This is a genomic window from Paenibacillus sp. JSM ZJ436 (genome assembly GCF_044383795.1).
GTDB classification, from domain to species: Bacteria; Bacillota; Bacilli; order Paenibacillales; family Paenibacillaceae; genus Paenibacillus_AQ; species Paenibacillus_AQ algicola.
This window is the reverse complement of the sequence record NZ_JBISEO010000024.1, coordinates 29028-48080: the sequence shown is the minus strand read 5'-3', so window position 1 is coordinate 48080 and position 19053 is coordinate 29028. Positions and strand designations below refer to the sequence as shown.

Genomic DNA, 19053 nt, shown 5'->3' with positions numbered 1-19053 from the left:
AGCCCCCCTCAAGATGAGATTTCCCAATACGTAAGACCCCTTGAAGACCACGAGGTAGATAGGTTGGAGGTGGAAGTGCAGCAATGCATGGAGCTGACCAATACTAATCGGTCGAGGGCTTATCCTAAAAGCTTTACGAAGTAAAGCTAGCTTCGGAAGCATTATGCTTCAATGGAGTAGCCACGAAGTAAAGCAGCTACGGAGATGGATCATTCTCTAATAACGCACATTCGTTTCGTATCTAGTTTTCAGGTGATCAAACATCTGAGCACACTGAGGGTGAATATCAAGGTTTGATATTTTCTCGCAGCGATTTTTGAGGAGCTATGCTCCGAAAAATCATGTTTGGTGGTGATGGCGGAAGGGTTCCACGCGTACCCATCCCGAACACGAACGTTAAGCCTTCCAGCGCCAATGGTACTTGGACCGCAGGGTCCCGGGAGAGTAGGACGCCGCCAAGCGAACAACCTATAGAGTCACAATGGGTATCCATTGTGACTCTATTTATTTATATAGCATAAAATTTCAGAGGTTCTTGTCCACCCTATAAGGACAGATATACACGGGTTAAGGATTTAAGAGCACGTTAAACGAGGCCGCGTAAAAAGGTAAGCTTGCGCCTTGACAGCCCATATGCCCTTTGCTAAGATTGCAATAATATATTTCTGAAAATCATATGTAAACGCCGTCCCGCGCCGCTCAGACAGCTTGTATGTAGTCCGCAGGAAGACGACAAAAGGAGGAATAACCCGAGTGTGGGAAGATAAATTTAGTAAAGAGGGCTTCACATTTGACGATGTACTGTTGGTTCCTAGAAAATCGGCAGTTCTGCCGAAGGAAGTGGATGTTTCCACAAAATTGAGTGAGTCCGTAAAGCTGAATATCCCTCTGATCAGTGCGGGGATGGATACGGTCACGGAAGCACCTTTGGCCATTGCTATTGCCAGAGAAGGCGGAATCGGCATTATTCATAAAAATATGAGTGTAGAGCAGCAGGCAGAAGAGGTTGACCGTGTGAAACGTTCGGAAAGCGGCGTTATTACTAATCCATTCTCCTTACAGGCAGATCATTTGGTGTCTGACGCGGAGAAGGTAATGTCTAAATTCCGGATTTCCGGTGTTCCAATTGTGGACGAGCTGCATAAGCTGATCGGGATTTTGACAAATCGGGATCTTCGTTTTGTTCATGACTATTCTACTCCAATCAGCGAAGTCATGACTAGCGAGAACCTCGTTACTGCTCCAGTTGGCACGACGCTGACAGATGCAGAAACCATTTTGCAGAAGCATAAGATTGAGAAGCTGCCATTGGTGGATGAGAATAATGTCCTAAAGGGTCTTATTACCATTAAAGATATTGAGAAAGCGATTCAATTCCCTAACGCAGCCAAGGACAAGCAAGGACGCCTTCTGGTCGGCGCAGCGATTGGGATCTCAAAGGATACCTTTGATCGTGCAGAGGCGCTTGTCAAAGCGGGTGTAGACGTTATTACTGTAGACTCTGCCCATGGACATCATATTAACATTATTGAAGCGGTCAGCAAGCTGCGCAAGCTTTACCCGGACCTCACCATCATCGCGGGCAACGTGGCTACAGGAGAAGCTACCCGTGATCTGATCGAAGCCGGTGCATCTGTAGTCAAGGTCGGTATCGGCCCAGGCTCGATCTGTACAACTCGCGTGATCGCCGGGATCGGCGTACCACAGGTTACTGCGGTGTACGATTGCGCCAGCGTCGCTAAAGAATATAATGTTCCGATTATTGCAGACGGCGGCATTAAATACTCCGGAGAAATTACGAAAGCTCTTGCGGCAGGTGCCAGCGCAGTCATGCTGGGCAGCATGTTTGCCGGAACGGAAGAGAGCCCGGGCGAATCCGAGATTTATCAGGGACGACGTTTCAAAGCATACCGCGGTATGGGCTCCATGGCGGCCATGAAGCAAGGCAGTAAAGACCGTTACTTCCAGGACGATGACAAGAAGCTGGTTCCAGAAGGCATCGAGGGCCGTGTTGCTTACAAAGGTCCTTTGGCGGATACTATTCATCAGCTGATTGGCGGACTTCGCTCCGGTATGGGCTATTGCGGGACAGGTAACCTGGAAGAGCTCCGCAACGAGACCCAGTTTATCCGGATCACAGGGGCAGGCCTGCGCGAGAGCCATCCACATGATATCCAAATTACGAAGGAAGCACCAAACTACTCCCTGTAAGGGGAAGATTCGGGGCACATTCTCGACTCTAATCATGCTTACAGAGACAAGCCGGTTGAAAGGTATCCGGCTTGTCTTTTTTCTGATAGAATAGAACAAGCAAAAAGAGTGCGAGAGAGGAGTATTACCTTGAAAGAGTCCAAAATGAAAGAGCAAATCTCCTATAAGATGAAACACAACGTAAAGCCTGTAACCAAACGTCCGATCATTCAGAGAACGCTGGCATCGGTCATGTTACTGAATATATTATGCTTCTCGGCTATACCAGCCGCGGCTGCACTAGCTGAACCTGCACCGGCGGCTACAACAACAGAAACGACGGCTAGTCCGGCAGAAACAGCAAAACCCGAGAAGCTTGATAAAGTGGCGGGTGTAGATTCACTGGGCCTGCAGGTCAGATCAGCTGTGCTCATGGAACCAACTACCGGACAAGTGTTGATGTCTCTTAATTCCGATAATGCGCTCCCTCCGGCAAGCATGACCAAGATGATGACGGAGTATATCGTCCAGCATGAGATCAAACAGGGAAACCTGACATGGGACACGATAGTAACAGTGCAGGAAAATGCTTCTTTAAGCCAAGGCTCCCGGATATTTTTGGCCCAAGGGGACCAGCATACTGTAGAAGAGCTATATATTGCGATGGCTGTAGGCTCGGCCAATGATGCGACGGTCGCGCTGGCGGAGTATATTGCTGGCTCTGAAGAAGAATTTGTGAAGATGATGAACGACTACGCTCAAAAAATGGGGATGGAAACTGCATATTTTGCCAATGCGACGGGACTGAGCATCAAGGATATGCCCGAGAAATACCGTCCAGCAGATACCCGAGAAACGGTGCTGTCCGCCATGGATACAGCCAAACTCGTAAAGTACATCGTCCAGGAGCATCCGGACTTCTCGAAGTATACAACGATTCAAACGTATCAATTCCGCGAGCGTGATCAGGCCCCAATCGTGAACCTGAACTGGATGCTGGAAGCCAATAAGGACGTGCCGAACTTTCGCGCCTTCGCGTATGATGGTCTGGACGGTATGAAGACCGGCTTTACGGAAGAGGCTTTGAATACGTTCGCCGGGACGGCCGAGCGTGATGGATTGCGTCTCATTAGTGTGGTAATGGGTGCAGAAACAAAGGCGTCCCGTTTTACAGAAACCCGAAAGGTGCTGGATTACGGATTTAACAACTTCGAGGTGAAACAGGTCATTGATGCAGGCTCAATCATTGAAGGCTTCGAAACCATTCCGGTGAACAAGGGCAAGGAGCAGTCTCTTCCGCTTGCCATTGACAAGTCGGTATCCTTCATGGTGCCAAAGAATTCGGAGGGCAAGAGCTACACTGTGGAAGCGAAGCTGGACAACTCGACGCTGACCGCTCCGGTTCAGAAGGGGACCAAGGTAGGGACGGTTACCTACAGCTACCATATTGAAGGCGTGAAAAATATTCAAAAGGCTACTGTCGATCTTATTGCAGCAGAGGAAGCGGAAAAGGCCGGCTGGTTCAAGCTGTTTTTGCGAGCAATTCAGCAATTTTTTGCAGATTTGTTTCAATCCATCAAGAATCTGTTCTAAATCATTGAAATCCCGAGTAAATGGGTTGTATATTTCCCGGGTGTAGAGTAAAATTTGAAGTTAGAATCATACCGTAATTGATGACGGATTAACATATTTTGATATTGATCGGGAGGCTAGTTAACATGGAAACGGGAACATCCAGAGTAAAAAGAGGCATGGCAGAAATGCAAAAAGGCGGCGTCATTATGGACGTCATGAACGCAGAACAGGCTAAAGTCGCTGAAGCGGCCGGAGCTACTGCAGTCATGGCGCTGGAGCGCGTGCCTTCCGATATTCGTGCAGCCGGCGGCGTTGCCCGTATGGCAGATCCGACCATTATTGAGGAAGTCATGAAGGTGGTTTCCATTCCTGTTATGGCGAAGGCTCGTATTGGACACTATGTAGAAGCTAAGGTACTGGAGTCTCTGGGTGTAGACTACCTGGACGAGAGTGAAGTGCTTACGCCAGCTGATGAAGTGTTCCATATTGATAAATGGCAGTTCACGGTTCCTTTTGTCTGCGGAGCCAAGGATCTGGGAGAAGCGCTGCGCCGTATTGGTGAAGGAGCTTCCATGCTTCGCACGAAGGGTGAGCCGGGAACCGGCAACATTGTCGAAGCGGTTCGCCATATGCGTCTGATCAACAGTCAGATTCGGAAGGTACAGAACCTTTCCAAGGACGAGCTGTATGCTGAAGCCAAGAACCTGGGTGTTTCGTATGAGCTGCTGAAAGGGATTCAGGAAACCGGCAAGCTTCCGGTAGTAAACTTTGCAGCCGGCGGTATCGCTACCCCATCTGACGCAGCGTTGATGATGCACCTGGGTGCTGACGGCGTATTCGTCGGCTCCGGTATTTTCAAATCTGACAATCCGGAGAAGTTTGCGCGCGCTATTGTAGAGGCAACGACCCATTTTGAAGATTACAAGCTGATTGCGGAAGTGTCGAAGAACCTGGGCACCCCGATGAAAGGCATCGAAATTTCCAAGCTGACTGCGGCCGAGCGGATGTCGGATCGCGGCTGGTAAGAGAGAAGGAAAGCTTCATGAAGATCGGAGTATTGGCGCTGCAGGGCGCTGTAGCTGAGCACATTCGGAGCATTAATCAGACAGGGGCAGAGGGCGTCCCCGTCAAGAAGGTGGAGCAGCTTGAGGAACTCGACGGACTGATTATTCCGGGTGGCGAGAGCACAACGATTGGCAAGCTGATGAGAAAATACAGCTTCATCGAGCCCATTCGTAATTTCTCAGCACAAGGCAAGCCGATATTTGGAACCTGTGCCGGCTTGATCGTGCTGGCGAAGGACATCGCAGGCGGCGAGGAGCCGCATCTCGCGCTGATGGACATTCAGGTGGCACGGAATGCTTTTGGACGGCAGCGGGAGAGCTTTGAAACCGATCTGCCGGTGAAGGGAATGGAGAAGCCGGTGCGGGCAGTGTTCATTCGAGCGCCGCTGATTCTGGAAACCGGCGAGGGCGTAGAGGTGCTGTCCACATATAAGAATGAGATCGTTACAGCTCGTCAGGGCCATTTGCTCGCGGCCTCCTACCACCCGGAGCTGACTGAGGATTACGCACTGCATCAGTACTTTGCCGACATGGTAAAGGACACTCAGGCTGCGGTAAAGCTATAAATAGGCTGAAATTACAATCTTGGCTCTTTTTAAGGGCCAGGATTGTTGTTTTTTTGGCAAATATTCAATAAAATAAGTAGAATGACGTGGATACGATGTTTTTTTACTTAGGAGGGTTACTGTGTTAGACGTGAAGATATTGCGCAGCGAGTTCGGACGTGTGGAGGAAGCCTTGAAGAACCGCGGCAAATCCCTGGATTTGATTGCTGATTTCCCCAAGCTGGACACACGCCGCAGGGAGCTGCTGCAGGAGAGCGAAACGCTGAAGAACCGACGCAACACGGTGTCCGCCGAGGTCGCCAGGCTGAAGAAGAATCGGGAGAATGCCGATGATCTCATTCTGGAAATGCGAGAGGTGTCGGACCGGATCAAGAGCCTGGATGAAGAGGTACGGCTCGTTGAAGCTGACATTGCCGAGCTCACGCTCGCTATTCCTAATATACCGCATGAAAGTGTGCCCGTCGGATCTTCTGAAGAGGAGAATGTAGAGCTGCGCCGCTGGTCTGAGCCGAGAAGCTTTGAGTTTACACCGAAGGCGCACTGGGACTTGGCGCAGGAGCTGGGGATCCTGGATTTTGAAGCTGGAGCGAAGGTTACGGGCTCTCGCTTTACGTTCTATAAGGGACTGGGAGCCAGGCTGGAGCGTGCTCTTATTAACCTGATGATGGATCTACACAGTGATCATGGCTATGAGGAGATGCTACCTCCGTATATCGTGAACCGGGACAGCCTCTACGGTACCGGTCAGCTTCCTAAATTCGAAGAGGACCTGTTTAAGATCAGCGATACGGATTATTATCTGATCCCTACGGCAGAGGTGCCGGTCACGAATTATCACCGCGAAGAAATTCTTAGCTCCGACGATCTTCCAAAGAAATATGTCGCTTACAGCTCCTGCTTTCGCTCTGAAGCGGGTGCCGCCGGCAGGGATACCCGGGGTCTGATCCGCCAGCATCAGTTCAATAAAGTCGAGATGGTGAAGGTGGTTCATCCGGATCAATCCTTTGCAGAGCTGGAGAGCATGACGCAGGATGCCGAGCGCGTGCTGCAGCTGCTGGAGCTTCCCTATCGCGTAATGGCTCTGTGTACGGGCGATATGGGCTTTGGATCGATAAAAACCTATGACCTGGAAGTATGGCTGCCGGAAAGCGGCATGTACCGCGAGATTTCGTCCTGCTCCAACATCGGTGATTTCCAGGCTCGCCGTGCAAACATCCGGTTCCGTCCGGACGCGAAGGCAAAGCCAGAGTTTGTGCACACGCTGAACGGTTCCGGACTGGCTGTTGGCAGAACGGTCGCAGCCATTCTGGAGAATTATCAGCAGGAGGATGGCACCATCGTGATTCCGGAGGCATTAAGACCTTATATGGGCAACCGGAGCGTAATCGGCGGCGAAGGAAAGTAGAATTAAGTTGATTTAAAGGATCTGTGTGTGATACAATAATTAATGCACGTGATTAATTGTTGTATCTTTTTGGAGAGGTACCGAAGCGGTCATAACGGGGCGGTCTTGAAAACCGTTAGGGGGCAACTCCACATGGGTTCGAATCCCATCCTCTCCGCCATACATACTTAAATCTTTGTCGCAAGGATTTGCGGCAATTATGACGGAAACGCACTTGACTGTTGAACAGCGGTCGGGTGCGTTTTTTTGTGTTTGTGACCGTTAGCCATGTATTAACACAAGTAAACTTTTTCCTTATGAGTTCCCTTGTATCCTGACGAACATCGGTACTTACGGTATCACTCTGCACCGTTAGAGTACATTCTCTTGTCTTCTTGAATCCAAGCAATTCGTTCAGATCTTCTTGTATATTTCTTTATTTTACGATATCAGCAGTTCGTATGATAGAAGTCATATCGTCAATAGCGTGTCTTCAGCTAACCCTGCTAGATAGAGATAAGTTGCGTTTTTTTGTATATATTACATGTCATAAAAAAGGGTTCGTCGCCGCACCTTAAGGATCAGGGGGGTGTAGCAAACATGAACTCAGAGCTGAATGTAGGACAAGAGGTGCTGGTTGGTGCATGGCAGGAGCGTCTGCCGACCATTCTGAAGCCAGGCGACCGGGCACAGGTAGCGGCCGATCTGGCGAATCCGCAGGGACTGCGCATTCACATTGAAGCGGCAGGCAGGCAGGATTATTCATTTGATTTTGAGTGCCGTTATGTGGATTCACGGGAAGTTCAGGTTAAGCTGGTAGACGTGGAACGTGCAGGTGTGGTGGTGGATGAGCGAAATGAGAATGTGCAAGGCATGGCAGGCGATTATACCCGGCACATCCATGAATGCGCTCAAGCACTGCAGCAGATCACGCATCCGTAATCGGCTGTGCTGCTGTAATCTGTATACAGATTGCAGTCATCTCAGAAGCGTACTAACCGCTTCGAAAAGGAGGCCTTCCCATGAGCAAGCCAAAAGCGATTCCCGTGCCAGAGGCGCAGGAGCCCCGCAGACAGCGCAAGGATAATGACCATGGCGGCAATCAAGAGCCAAATACAGGCTCACATCGTGCAAAAATTGCGAAGCAATCGGGTCATTTTAACCCGGAAGGCTAGCACGCTCCATTAAAACGTGAATGAAAGCTTCCGCGCAGGCGGAGGCTTTTTTCATGGAAAACGCTATATATGAAATAAAAATGAATGTACATAAAACTTTTTGAAAGGTTAAAACGTTTATAACAATAGGGATGTAAAATATTCATAAAGACGAAACTTCCTCCAGCCTTCTACGTAGAAGAGGAGCATGAAGTAAGACTCGATCAAAGATAACGGAAGCCTTGGGATTCAACCAGCGTTAGATTGATTACCAATCGGACAGGATCATACACATCGGTATAGCACGGGGATTGATCATATCATGTTATGGGCAGCATCATTTACAAAAATGTAATAAAGTGTTTCTCATTTCGTGTAAATGGTTTATGATGAAAGGGTCGGTTATTTTTTCGAGGTAATTTTTGGTTTGGAAGAACCGAGGGGAGAGAAACGAATGAACAGAAAGTTTATGTCACTTATGCTGGCCGTGCTGATGGTGATGACGGTGGTGCTCGTGGGTTGCGCGAAGAAGGAAGAGCCGAAGGCGGCGATGACTAAGGCAGCACAGCAAGCGATGAGCATGGAATCTTATGAAATGAAGAGTAGCTTCGTCATTGAAGATCTGCAGATGAACGTAGGCATGGTTGAGGATGACCCGACGATGACGCAAGCGATGACGATGCTGAAGAACGCTGAGCTCACGTTGAGCGGAGTGTATCAGGCTGAACCGCAGCAAACGGAAATGCGTATGGGCATTAATCTTAAAGGTGATTTGGCGATGACCTTCAATGTTGATATGGTCATGACCACAGATATGCTGTATGTCAAGGTTCCGAACATTCCAACAATGCCTCTTCCGGAGGATCTGGTTGGGAAGTACCTGGCGATTGACTTGAAGGAGCTGGCAGAAGAAGCGGGTGAAGAGTTTGATCCTGCGATGCTGGATGCCGAGAAGAATCAGAAATTCGCAACAGAAGTGATGAACGCGCTGCTTAGCGAATATGACCAAGAGAAGTATTTCAAGGAAGTAGCCGTGAAGGATGCCAATCTGCCAGAAGGCGTAGAAGCGAAGCAAGTGGTACAATTCTTCGTCACCAATGACAATATCAAGGAAGCCATTGATACCCTGGTGAACCAGGCTGCTCCGAAGATTCTAGACATTGCCGCTAAGGAAGAGTACCGCACATTGCTGGGCCTGACGCAAGAAGATATTGATATCGCTAAAGAAGAATTGAACAACGTCGATCAAGGCGAGTTCGAGGAAGCTATGACAGAGATGCAGCAATATCTGAAGATCAATAATTTCAACATCAACACAGCAGTGAATAAGGATGACTTCCCGGTGTATCAAGACATGGCGATGAATGTTGAGATCACGGAGCCGGAAACGGATGAGTCCATGAAGATTGCTGTGAAGGGCAGCACACAGTACAGCAAGATCAACGAGCCACAGACCTTTGTTGTGGGCATTCCAGAAGGTGATAATGTAGTCACACTGGATGAGCTGGAGCAAATGGGCTGGTAATCTTTATCTTCAATACGAAATCATAAATGTATAGATGTACCGACAAGAAAGACCAGGCCGCTATGGCCTGGTCTTTCTCTACGAGAGAAGTGAGGTATCTGCGCGGCAGCACAGCACTTAAGGAAGCGGGGGAGCATCCTTCCGGCTGCGCAGCTTGCGAAAAAACTGTGTGAGCAGGGACGCACATTCCGGCTGGAGAACCCCGTGGATCACCTCCGTGCGATGATTGAAGCGTGGCTCTTGAAGGAGATTCATGAGCGTCCCGGCACATCCGGCTTTGGGATCGGTCGTACCGTAGATCACCATGGGTACGCGCGATTGTACGATGGCTCCGGCACACATGGGACAAGGCTCCAGGGTCACATAAAGACGACAATCCAGCAGTCTCCAGGCCTGCAGCTGGCGGCTCGCTTCGCGGATGGCGATAATCTCTGCATGCGCTGTACCATCAAAGGTCGTTTCGCGGAGATTGTAGCCGCGCCCGATGATTTTTTCATGCTGGACGATCACCGCACCGATCGGAACTTCTCCCAAAGCCTCGGCTTTCTGGGCCTCTGAGATCGCTTCGCGCATCCAGTGCTCATGCTCATATTGATCCACAGTAGAGGAAGGGTCATTAGACAATAACAAGGTGGATAGTCCTCCTTCATCTTTAAAATAACAGCTTGTTCTACGAACATTCATTCGGTTGTTAACATGGTGTGGACATATTTGTGGATAAGGTAGGACTTATGCACAGACTTATTCACATTTTCCACAGAAAGCTTGTGTATTTGTTAGCAATCTGTGGACAATCTTGGTGAGTGAAGATCCTGCAGATGAACTCATTTTTATTCTAGAGAATGGCTGTAAGAAGTGCAATATATGTCTAAACCACGAAATGAATCAGCAGCAGCTAAAGCGTCAGCTGAAATTCCTTTCCAAACCGTAAGTCAGAAGTTATCATAAAAGTGACAGGCTGTGGAAATTTGTACCTGAAACCTGAGTTTCTCCGAGAGAGTAGGTGTCATCTCTTTTGTCTATAAAAACAAAGCTTTCCTCCATCATCACCGTATCGGTACTGTTCATTCTGCTTCTGAATATTACCTTGAGCTTCTATACAACACAGGAAAATCTGCGCAAAGACAGCGAGGCCAAAATGGTCATTGCCGCGACTCAGATTGCTATTACTCTAGAGCAGACAGAGTACAGTACGAAGTACGTAGATGGTGTATATAGTGATCTGCTTAGGAAGGCCTCCATACTTGCAGCGGAACGTCTCGATCCTGACGTCCAGAACATTTCGAATGGCGATTTGGTCCGTGTGGCTGAAGAAGTGGGCGTTCATCATATCTCTCTGCTTGTAAAGACGGAGAATGATATTGTCGTGGAGCGCTCCTCAGATCCGAAAGAGCTGGGCTTATCCACAAAAAACTGGGGTTACTGGCATAAAGCACTGCAGGAACTGTTTAAATACACGCAGGTGCGGACGGTTGACCAAGGGCAAACCGCCAATCACTTCTGGTCCGGCCCTATTGAGTTCTCCTCCTCCAGTCCCGATACAACAGCCAAATGGGGCAATTATTATGATGGCAAGCGCAACTATATTATTAATCCTTATTTCCGTGGAGCTGATATTAAGGATTTTGCCAGTATTGCCAGCCCGGACCGTGTTGTGGATCGTACCACTGTTGCAAACCAGCATATTCTAGAAATTACCGGTATTAATCCACAGACGTTCGGCGGCTCGACGATGGAGGAGGATGGCACAGATCCCGTTCATTTCAAGCTGGATAATCGCCCCATTAAGTTCGGAAGCTATCAATACGGGGCGCTGGCGTCGGATCGCGCTGCGGTCAGGAAGGCGCAGAGCTCAGGCAATAGTGTCGTATTTGTCAGTACAATCGAGGGCAAAAAGGTGATGAAAAGCTTTATCCCCATTCAAATCCAGGACGCACCATCCTATGTTATTAGTGTGGTCATGGATTATGAAGTCATTTCGTCCGTCATTCGCGAGCAGATGATCAGCCTGGTGGCGATCTCGCTCGTGCTCCTGGAGATTGTCGTCATTGGCAGCTATATCGTGGCCGCTTATTTCACGAAGCCGATTAAAGCGATTCTGGCGACTGTGAATGAGGTGGCCGATGGCAACTTTGAACGGCGGCTGGAAGTGGCAAGCCGGGATGAGCTCGGTAGACTTTCGGGACGGATTAATACCATGACCCGTAATCTGGGGCACTATACCCGCCAGCTGGAGCAGATGATTGACGAGAACCAATCGGTTAAGGAGTATCTGGAGTCTGTCATTAATCAGACTGCGGATGCGATTCACACGACAGATCAGGCAGGCCGCATTCTCAGTGTAAACAAAGCCTTCGAACAGCTTTACGGCTGGGAGGTGGAGGAGGCAGTCGGCCGGCGGCTGCCCATGGTGCCCGAGCATCTGCGAGAGGAAGAGGAGAAGCACCAGCGCCGCCTGCTGAATGGAGAGGCGCTTGCACCAATCGAAACGATCCGCAGGCGCAAGGATGGCAGTCAGATTGAGGTCAGCATCAGCACCTCTCCAATCCGGGATGAAGCGGGGCAAATCACATCGCTGGTTAGTGTGTCGAGGGATGTTACAGAGCGGAACCGGATGGAAGAGCTATTACGGCAATCAGAGAAGCTGACGACCGTCGGTCAGCTTGCTGCCGGAGTGGCGCATGAGATCCGCAATCCATTGACGACGCTGAAGGGCTTTCTGCAGCTGCAGCAGCAAACCAAGAAGCATGATCCCAAGCATATTGATCTGATGCTGTCGGAGCTGGAGCGGATCAACCTGATTGTGAGTGAGTTTCTTATTTTGGCCAAGCCTCAGGCCGTCCATTATCAAAAAAAGGCGCTCCGTTATATAATTAAGGATGTGCTGTCGCTTCTGGAAACCCAAGCCCATCTCTATGGGGTTATGTTTACGCTGAAGAAAATGGACCAGGAAATGCTCGTATATTGTGAAGAGAATCAGCTGAAGCAGGTATTTATCAATGTATTGAAAAATGCGGTAGAGGCGATGCCGGACGGTGGAACCGTGGATATTGAAATTGCCAAGCATGCACAGAATCAAGTGGCTGTGATCATTTCCGATCAGGGTATCGGTATTCCGGAGAAGCTGCTTCCGCATATTGGCGAGCCATTTATTACGAACAAGGAAACAGGCACGGGGCTGGGTTTAATGGTCAGTCAGCGCATTATTCAATCGCATCAGGGTACGCTGGATATTAACAGCCAGGAAGGAATTGGTACTACCGTGACCATTCGGCTTCCAGCTGTTCCCGAAGGAACCGAAGAAGAAACCAGCTAAAATGGAGAGGATACAACCTTGAGAATTAACAAATTTATTAGTGAGACCGGATACTGCTCCCGCCGGGAGGCAGACAAGCTGGTCGAGAGCGGACAGGTCACGATTAACGGAGTAAAGGCAGTCTTGGGCAGCCAGGCGGAGGAAGGCGATGATGTTCGTATCTCCGGACGACGGCTTCTGGACAAGAAGGAGAAGCATGTATATATTGCCTTGAACAAACCGACGGGCATTACGAGTACGACCGAGCAGCATATCAAAGGAAATATTGTTGATTTTGTTGGCCATGCAGAGCGAATCTTTCCCATCGGACGGCTGGATAAGGACTCCGAAGGATTAATTCTGCTGACCAGCGACGGTGATATTGTAAACAAGATTTTACGCTCAGAAGGCAAGCATGAGAAGGAGTACGTCGTTACCGTGGATCGGTCGATTACAGAGTCATTCCTTAAGGGCATGTCGAGCGGTGTACGTATTCTGGGTGAGATGACACTGCCCTGCACGGTGACAAGAATGACGGAGCGGACCTTCCGGATTATTCTGACTGAAGGCAAGAACCGCCAGATCCGGCGCATGTGCAGTGCTTTCGGCTATGAAGTCAGAAAGCTGCAGCGCATCCGCATTATGAATATTGAATTGGGTAGCCAGAAAACCGGCAGCTGGCGGGATCTGACCGGTGAAGAGAAGTCAGAGCTGGGACGGCTGCTGAACTATTCACTGAGCTGAGAACGCTGCTCCCCGTATACATGAACGCGATATCGCCAAAAGGGGCGATCGGCATTGTAATGTGCCGGTCGCCCCTTTTATCAATCATACCTTGAATTATTTCTCGTCCTTCGTATTCGTTACATTAATATAAGCGTTATTATCTTGATATTTCCGGATAATGGACACCTCAACGCGTCGGTTCTTCGCACGGCCTGCTGATGTATCGTTGGTCGCAATCGGATGGTACTCCCCGTAGCCGATCGGCATGAAGCGCTTAGGATCCAGCGATTTATTAAGCAGCAGGATCTTCATGAACTGCAGGGCGCGGTCCGAGCTCAAGTCCCAGTTGGAAGGGTACTTGGCGCTGTTCATCGGTACGTTGTCCGTATGACCGGACACGATAATATCGTAGGCCGGAACCTGCTGCAGCATTTTTGAAATTTCCTCGGCCAGCTTGCGGGAATCTGTTTTAATGACCGCTTCACCGGAAGCGAACAACGCGTTGTCACGAATCGTGATCATGAGCTGGGAATGGTTCAGCTTGGTGCTAAGCTCGGTCGTCAAGCCGTTATCCTTGATGTATTTATCCAGCTGCTGCTTCAGCTTCTCCAACTCTTCCTGCTCCTTCTTCATGAGCGCTTCGCGGGCAGCCTGCTCGGTAGGCTTAGGCGCCTCTGTTTTGACATTGGTGACTGCGTTAAACTTGCCTACATCTGCAGGCTCCTGGCTCGGCTTTGTATTATTGTACTCCAGCACGCTGGCGCCGCCGTTCAGGACCGAGCTGAATGCCTCGCTCATCTCCTGAAACTTCTTGGCATCGGAGGCACTCATAGCGTAAAGCACGAGGAACAAGGCAAGCAGCAATGTAAGTAGATCGGCGTAAGGCAGCAGCCAGGATTCATCGGCATGCTCCTCATGGGGCTCATGCCTAGTCTTTTTGCTCACCAGCCCCCGCCTCCTTTTCGCTCATTTGCAGACGCTCCGTCGGAGTCAGGAACACAGACAGCTTCTGATTGATCGCGATGGTGGATACGCCAGATTGAATGGACAGCAGTCCTTCAACCATCATCATGCGGATCTCGACCTCCCTCTTGGACATGCGCTTAAGCTTGTTGGCCAGCGGGTGGCAAATAACATAACCGGTAAAAATACCGAGCAGGGTCGCAATAAATGCAGCACCGATGGCGTGGGCCAGCTCGTTCATATCGCTCATATCCGACAGCGCGGCAATCAGGCCGATTACGGCTCCTAATACCCCGAGCGAGGGCGCGTACATACCCGCCTGTGAAAAGATCAGAGCCCCCGAACGGTGGCGCTCTTCCGTTGCATGAATATCCTCCATCAGCACATCGCTGACAAATTCCTGATCGTTGCCGTCAATAATCATCCGCATTCCATTGCGGAGAAAGGCATCGTCGATTTCTTCCACCTTCGCTTCCAGAGCAAGCAGGCCTTCGCGGCGGGTGATGGAAGCCCAGTCCATGAACGTGGAGATCAGCTCGGCTTTGTCCATCAGATTCTGCTTGGAGAAGGTCATCTTGACCAGCTTGGGGAACTTCTTCAGCTCCGCCATCGGGAAGCCGATAAAAATGGTTGCTGCCGTTCCTCCAAAAATAATAAGGTAGGCTGCCGGGTTCACTAGTGACGTAACGGGGGCACCTTTCAAAAACATACCGACGATTACGGACAGAAAACCCAAAACTAAGCCTATGACTGTTGCGATTTCCATAGCACACCTCATCCATGAGAAAATAAGTAACGAATCCATTCGTTTACCCGCGGGCCGCCTCCTTACAAGGGGTGGCATGGGTACTACCCTATTTATCGTCAGGAAGGGCTTTTTTTTTTAGCGGTATTTTCCGGTATAATAAAGTCAGGGGAAAACCAAGTGCATGATGAGGGCTTATCAAAGGAGTGAACAGTCAATGGGTGTGAAGCATGGTAGAGATTACGGTGAGATTCTTGCTGACTTTACGGTAGCGGTCGGACGCATTCCGGACAGCTATGTTTTTTTTGAAATGGACCTGAGCGATTGGGAGCATTTGAACACGACCGAGCAGAATGAGGTCCATGAGGCCTTGGCAGAGGATTTATTCTATGCGCTGGGCACGGAGCCAGTAATCCCCGTAGGAAGCGGAGTCGTTATCCACGATCCGAAGCAGCATCGCATCAATGTACTGATTGGTGAGGAAGAGCTGGATGTTGTCTCGCTGATCTGACGGGAGATTGGTAGAGCAGGAATTACGGGGGAGGAAGATAAGCATGCTGTACACACAGCAGGAAGTAGAAGCCCATCTGGAGAAGCTGGAGGGATGGGAGCTGGAGCAGGGGCGGTGGATTATAAGAAAATATACGTTTCCTTCTTTCATGAAAGGAATGGCCTTTGTGGATGAGGTAGCAGCGATCTCGGAAGCGTTTGACCACCATCCTTATATCACCATTGATTTCAAGACGGTGACGCTGCGGTTGACCTCCTGGAATGAGGGCGGCATCACCGCACTGGACATTAAAGAAGCACAGCAATTTAACGAGGTATACGAGAAAAGAAGGTCCGCGGAGAACGGATAACGAGGGTCTATGGGGTCACCACCTATACATCAAAAAACACGCTTGGGTCTGCATGAGACCAAGCGTGTTTCGTGTGAAGCTATTATTTCTTCTCGGCAAGGTACATCGCCACATTAGCAATTTCCTCTTCCGACAGCGAATCCTTGAAGGAAGGCATACCTGGTGGGCGGCCTTTAGAAATCACAGTGAAGAGGGCTTCAGCATCCAAGTGGCTGCCTACCTGATTCAGGGCTGGGCCTGCTCCGCCTTGAAGCTGGTCGCCGTGACAGGTGATACAGCTGCTCTTCAGTACGGCTTCAGCGTCTGCTGCAACCATGGTAACCTCCGGCATGGTCGGCTTCGCTTCTTCTGCAGCCTCTTCTTTACCTGGAAGCGTGAACAACAATACAAGAGCCAACGCGCATGAGAAGAAGAAAATGCCGCTCATGATCCATTTCTGCATCGTCAAATCGTCCTTTCCTATGTATGTGCATGTATTCCTATTATAGACGATCCTGTCGGGACAGCAAAGCAGTTGTGACAAAAAAAGCACAGACATGCTCATCTGAAAGCCATAATATCACAGAATCGTGACAAAATGCAGTCTTTAGCCCGGCACATATTCCATACAATAAAACTCGGCCATCCCTGAAGGCGTAAGCTTCTCATATGAATCCGTAATGCCAAAGCCGGCCTTGCGGTAGGTGCGGATCGCGCGCTCGTTCCAGGCCAAAACCTCCAGATCTAAGGGGCCGCTTGGATAACGCCGCTTGGCCTCGTCCACAATGGCCTCCACAAATCGCTTACCCATTCCATGTCCGCACCAATCAGGTCGCATCCCGAGACCGATGCGAATGACCCGGTCCAAGGGAAATAGCTGTGCGAACCCCCATAGTCTGTCCTGCTCATCCACCACAGAAAGATACTGCTCCTCCCGAATGAGGGGATCGCCGAATTCCACGCCGAGCTGAACCATTTGCTCCCAAGGGAGCCATCCATAAATATTGTAGGGCTCCGGGTAACGCCAGCTGCATACGTCGATTGCATGCTCAAAGGTCATGGGAACTGCTCGAAATAAAGGGTATGAGTCAATCATGGGAGGCACCTCACGGCAAAGGGTTGTTTACGCTTTAAGAATATATACCATATTATTTTCCAAAATGTGTTTCATACTCAGGGATACGGGTATTAAAGCAGTAAGACGCACGAGAAGATAAAAAGTTGTGGCTTTTACATATTTTTTTGTAAAATGAAAAACCTTTTGCCTTCTTCCTGCGTTATAGAAGTATAGCACAAACAAAAGCCCCGAAGAGATGTTGGCGCATCTGCTTCGAGGCAAGTCAATGACATGAATTGGATTAGTTGTAATTCACGGCGACGGCCTTGTACTTGCTCTCACTCATGACCCGCTTGGCTCCGACATAACGCTTGGCGAAATAGCTGGAGTTGAGGCTGGTAATGGTGACTCCTTTGGAGCTGGAGGAATGAGCAAACTTGCCGTTGCCTACATAAATCCCAACGTGGGAAACACCGCGGCCTGTCGTATTGAAGAATACGAGATCACCGGCCTTCAGGCTGCTCTTGGACACAGAGGTCCCCACCTTATATTGAGCGGAAGAAACACGCGGTAAGGTGACACCGAGCTTCTTGAACACATAACTTGTAAATCCGGAACAATCAAAGCCTTTCGTCGTTGTTCCACCCATCTTGTAGCTTACGCCCATGACCGGCTTAATCGTGCTGGTAAGCTTCGAATCTGCGAAAGCGCTTCCGGCAGTAATGCTGAGCGCGAGCGCTAAACCAAGTGAGACTGCAGCCAACTTCTTCTTCACGTGAAAAGCTCCTTCCAAGCCTGCGAGGTTAGCTTAAGGGTTCGGTTGAGAAGGTTAACCTATGACCCCTCTGTTACAAGGTCAATTCACCCAGGACGGATCCCCCGTTTTCCTATCGGAAATTCGGCTTTCTGAAAAATGTTAAAGTATTGGACTCAACGACAATATGGCTAGGTACATAAATGATGACATCAAGATGACAAATTTGTTACTATCACTTTCGTTATTTTAGCAGAGTATTTACATTTTGGCAAACAAAGGAACGATATTTAATAAAAAAAGAAACGGATGTCCCGGGAAGCAGCAAAAAGGAGCTGTCGCCACAAGATTCAATCTTGTCGGCAGCTCCTTTTTTAGTGGATCGATAACTCTTTATTTTGTAGATGATGATTTAAATACGTGATACTGTGAGGCCATTCCCCACACCTGAAAAAGGCTCTTCAGGAAATAGGAAGCCTGCTGCAGCAATAGGCCGATCAGGCCCGACCACCATAAGGACATTCCGCCGATCAGTAGCGAGGACAGCAGGGCCAGACCGCCAATGAGCAGGGAGAGCGGAAGCGCGCTGCCGAGGCGGCGCAGGAACAAGAGCAGGGCTGCGGGAGTTCCTGTGCCGGAGGTATATCCAAACTGCATGTACAGCAAAGCCAGACGGATGATCCATACATACAGAAGCCATCCCAGCACCCAGAGTCCCGGCTGCAGCAGCGCCTGCGGATGACGGGCTGCTTCCATGAAGGAAGGCAGGGCCTCCGGAAGTAACCAATACAAGGGCAGCCCCAGCAGGATCAGCTCCAGGATATAGAACAGCGTCAAGGGCTTCCACAGTTTCCGCATGCCTTGAAAAAGAAACAGCCCCCGCTCCCCCTCGGCTTCCCGGTGTAGATGATACATCATTCCGGCCCGAATGCAGGGAGTCAGCAGAATATGCACAGCCGCTAGGAGAATCAGCATCCATACAGCACCGGGAAGCAGGCCGCCGCGGGTCAATGCCAGCTCTCCTTCAAAAAAATAAAGCAGTCTGCTCAGCTCATGCGGAGCGGGATCGGGGTATCGCAGCAGCAGCGGCACGACGATGGAGGAAATGAGGCGATACAGGCAGTACCCCCAGAGCAGCCGATATACAAATAGCAGAATAATGACATAAAACTGATCCTTCACACTTCCCCATCCTAAACCCGCGTATGTTCTCATA

General features: G+C 49.8%; 19 protein-coding genes, 1 tRNA gene, 2 rRNA genes and 1 riboswitch. Of the genes, 15 read left to right on the top strand and 7 right to left on the bottom strand.

Translation table 11 applies throughout. The features are described from left to right. The 11 genes from ACH6EH_RS19215 to ACH6EH_RS19165 form a co-directional block, all read left to right on the top strand. Positions 1–127, top strand: a 23S ribosomal RNA gene (locus tag ACH6EH_RS19215); the annotation flags it as partial. Between the two features lie 217 nt (positions 128–344). After that, positions 345–461 (top strand): 5S ribosomal RNA (gene rrf / locus ACH6EH_RS19210). A gap of 292 nt (positions 462–753) precedes the next feature. Continuing rightward, positions 754–2211: an IMP dehydrogenase gene (guaB, locus tag ACH6EH_RS19205; RefSeq protein ID WP_397333451.1), complete on the top strand. Its 1458-nt coding sequence runs from the start codon at positions 754–756 to the stop codon at positions 2209–2211. 168 nt (positions 2212–2379) lie between these two features. Further along, positions 2380–3783 (top strand): D-alanyl-D-alanine carboxypeptidase family protein, encoded by a 1404-nt coding sequence (locus ACH6EH_RS19200; protein WP_397333450.1) that lies wholly within the window; start codon positions 2380–2382, stop codon positions 3781–3783. A 125-nt stretch (positions 3784–3908) separates the two neighbouring features. Continuing rightward, positions 3909–4790 (top strand): pyridoxal 5'-phosphate synthase lyase subunit PdxS, encoded by an 882-nt coding sequence (pdxS, locus tag ACH6EH_RS19195; protein ID WP_138223960.1) that lies wholly within the window; start codon positions 3909–3911, stop codon positions 4788–4790. Between the two features lie 17 nt (positions 4791–4807). After that, positions 4808–5395 carry a pyridoxal 5'-phosphate synthase glutaminase subunit PdxT gene (gene pdxT / locus ACH6EH_RS19190; protein WP_397333449.1) on the top strand — a complete coding sequence of 196 codons (588 nt, stop codon included), beginning with the start codon at positions 4808–4810 and terminating at the stop codon, positions 5393–5395. A gap of 121 nt (positions 5396–5516) precedes the next feature. Beyond that, a complete protein-coding gene (gene serS, locus ACH6EH_RS19185; RefSeq protein WP_397333448.1) occupies positions 5517–6800 on the top strand; it encodes a serine--tRNA ligase in 1284 nt (427 codons plus the stop codon). A 71-nt stretch (positions 6801–6871) separates the two neighbouring features. Continuing rightward, positions 6872–6960, top strand: a tRNA-Ser gene (locus ACH6EH_RS19180). A 419-nt stretch (positions 6961–7379) separates the two neighbouring features. Then, positions 7380–7721: a hypothetical protein gene (locus ACH6EH_RS19175; RefSeq protein ID WP_138223964.1), complete on the top strand. Its 342-nt coding sequence runs from the start codon at positions 7380–7382 to the stop codon at positions 7719–7721. Positions 7722–7801: 80 nt separating this feature from the next. Further along, the gene (locus ACH6EH_RS19170) at positions 7802–7954 is read left to right on the top strand and encodes a small acid-soluble spore protein P (RefSeq protein WP_138223965.1); all 153 of its coding nucleotides are present in this window, start codon (positions 7802–7804) and stop codon (positions 7952–7954) included. Between the two features lie 433 nt (positions 7955–8387). Next, positions 8388–9458: a hypothetical protein gene (locus ACH6EH_RS19165; RefSeq protein ID WP_397333447.1), complete on the top strand. Its 1071-nt coding sequence runs from the start codon at positions 8388–8390 to the stop codon at positions 9456–9458. A gap of 117 nt (positions 9459–9575) precedes the next feature. Here the strand turns inward: ACH6EH_RS19165 and tadA are convergent, their stop codons facing one another. Continuing rightward, complete coding sequence (tadA, locus tag ACH6EH_RS19160) at positions 9576–10088, bottom strand: tRNA adenosine(34) deaminase TadA (protein WP_397333446.1); 513 nt, start codon at positions 10086–10088, stop codon at positions 9576–9578. Positions 10089–10473: 385 nt separating this feature from the next. Between tadA and ACH6EH_RS19155 the strand changes: the two genes are divergently transcribed. Together ACH6EH_RS19155 and rluF are read left to right on the top strand one after the other, a co-directional pair. Continuing rightward, a complete protein-coding gene (locus tag ACH6EH_RS19155) occupies positions 10474–12774 on the top strand; it encodes an ATP-binding protein (protein ID WP_397333445.1) in 2301 nt (766 codons plus the stop codon). A gap of 18 nt (positions 12775–12792) precedes the next feature. Next, complete coding sequence (gene rluF, locus ACH6EH_RS19150) at positions 12793–13497, top strand: 23S rRNA pseudouridine(2604) synthase RluF (protein WP_397333444.1); 705 nt, start codon at positions 12793–12795, stop codon at positions 13495–13497. 96 nt (positions 13498–13593) lie between these two features. Here the strand turns inward: rluF and motB are convergent, their stop codons facing one another. After that, positions 13594–14424, bottom strand: a complete 831-nt coding sequence (gene motB / locus ACH6EH_RS19145) for a flagellar motor protein MotB (protein ID WP_138223970.1) — start codon at positions 14422–14424, stop codon at positions 13594–13596. Continuing rightward, positions 14408–15208, bottom strand: a complete 801-nt coding sequence (gene motA / locus ACH6EH_RS19140; protein WP_138223971.1) for a flagellar motor stator protein MotA — start codon at positions 15206–15208, stop codon at positions 14408–14410. Before motA ends, motB begins: the two co-directional genes overlap by 17 nt. A 196-nt stretch (positions 15209–15404) precedes the next feature. Here motA and ACH6EH_RS19135 point away from each other — a divergent pair, with 196 nt between their 5' ends. Both ACH6EH_RS19135 and ACH6EH_RS19130 read left to right on the top strand, forming a co-directional pair. After that, the gene (locus ACH6EH_RS19135) at positions 15405–15698 is read left to right on the top strand and encodes a hypothetical protein (RefSeq protein WP_208204616.1); all 294 of its coding nucleotides are present in this window, start codon (positions 15405–15407) and stop codon (positions 15696–15698) included. 43 nt (positions 15699–15741) lie between these two features. Next, the gene (locus ACH6EH_RS19130) at positions 15742–16047 is read left to right on the top strand and encodes a 4a-hydroxytetrahydrobiopterin dehydratase (protein ID WP_397333443.1); all 306 of its coding nucleotides are present in this window, start codon (positions 15742–15744) and stop codon (positions 16045–16047) included. An 82-nt stretch (positions 16048–16129) separates the two neighbouring features. On the opposite strand, the gene ACH6EH_RS19125 is transcribed toward ACH6EH_RS19130, so the two are convergent. The 4 genes from ACH6EH_RS19125 to ACH6EH_RS19110 all read right to left on the bottom strand — a co-directional run bounded on the left by ACH6EH_RS19125 (position 16130) and on the right by ACH6EH_RS19110 (position 19052). Beyond that, positions 16130–16489: a c-type cytochrome gene (locus ACH6EH_RS19125; RefSeq protein WP_397333442.1), complete on the bottom strand. Its 360-nt coding sequence runs from the start codon at positions 16487–16489 to the stop codon at positions 16130–16132. Between the two features lie 144 nt (positions 16490–16633). Continuing rightward, the gene (locus ACH6EH_RS19120; RefSeq protein WP_175415117.1) at positions 16634–17122 is read right to left on the bottom strand and encodes a GNAT family N-acetyltransferase; all 489 of its coding nucleotides are present in this window, start codon (positions 17120–17122) and stop codon (positions 16634–16636) included. Between the two features lie 262 nt (positions 17123–17384). After that, positions 17385–17858 (bottom strand): C40 family peptidase, encoded by a 474-nt coding sequence (locus tag ACH6EH_RS19115; protein WP_138223975.1) that lies wholly within the window; start codon positions 17856–17858, stop codon positions 17385–17387. 3 nt (positions 17859–17861) lie between these two features. Continuing rightward, a riboswitch (cyclic di-AMP (ydaO/yuaA leader) is annotated at positions 17862–17997 on the bottom strand. A gap of 233 nt (positions 17998–18230) precedes the next feature. After that, positions 18231–19052 carry a hypothetical protein gene (locus ACH6EH_RS19110; protein ID WP_397333441.1) on the bottom strand — a complete coding sequence of 274 codons (822 nt, stop codon included), beginning with the start codon at positions 19050–19052 and terminating at the stop codon, positions 18231–18233. Position 19053 lies beyond the last annotated feature (1 nt).

Coding starts and splice junctions, on each gene's coding strand:
- ACH6EH_RS19200 (WP_397333450.1), top strand. CDS start 2,380: ATGAAACACAACGTAAAGCCTGTAACCAAACGTCCGATCATTCAGAGA.
- pdxS (WP_138223960.1), top strand. CDS start 3,909: ATGGAAACGGGAACATCCAGAGTAAAAAGAGGCATGGCAGAAATGCAA.
- pdxT (WP_397333449.1), top strand. CDS start 4,808: ATGAAGATCGGAGTATTGGCGCTGCAGGGCGCTGTAGCTGAGCACATT.
- ACH6EH_RS19175 (WP_138223964.1), top strand. CDS start 7,380: ATGAACTCAGAGCTGAATGTAGGACAAGAGGTGCTGGTTGGTGCATGG.
- ACH6EH_RS19170 (WP_138223965.1), top strand. CDS start 7,802: ATGAGCAAGCCAAAAGCGATTCCCGTGCCAGAGGCGCAGGAGCCCCGC.
- ACH6EH_RS19165 (WP_397333447.1), top strand. CDS start 8,388: ATGAACAGAAAGTTTATGTCACTTATGCTGGCCGTGCTGATGGTGATG.
- motA (WP_138223971.1), bottom strand. CDS start 15,208: ATGGAAATCGCAACAGTCATAGGCTTAGTTTTGGGTTTTCTGTCCGTA.
- ACH6EH_RS19135 (WP_208204616.1), top strand. CDS start 15,405: ATGGGTGTGAAGCATGGTAGAGATTACGGTGAGATTCTTGCTGACTTT.
- ACH6EH_RS19130 (WP_397333443.1), top strand. CDS start 15,742: ATGCTGTACACACAGCAGGAAGTAGAAGCCCATCTGGAGAAGCTGGAG.
- ACH6EH_RS19125 (WP_397333442.1), bottom strand. CDS start 16,489: ATGCAGAAATGGATCATGAGCGGCATTTTCTTCTTCTCATGCGCGTTG.
- ACH6EH_RS19120 (WP_175415117.1), bottom strand. CDS start 17,122: ATGATTGACTCATACCCTTTATTTCGAGCAGTTCCCATGACCTTTGAG.
- ACH6EH_RS19110 (WP_397333441.1), bottom strand. CDS start 19,052: ATGAGAACATACGCGGGTTTAGGATGGGGAAGTGTGAAGGATCAGTTT.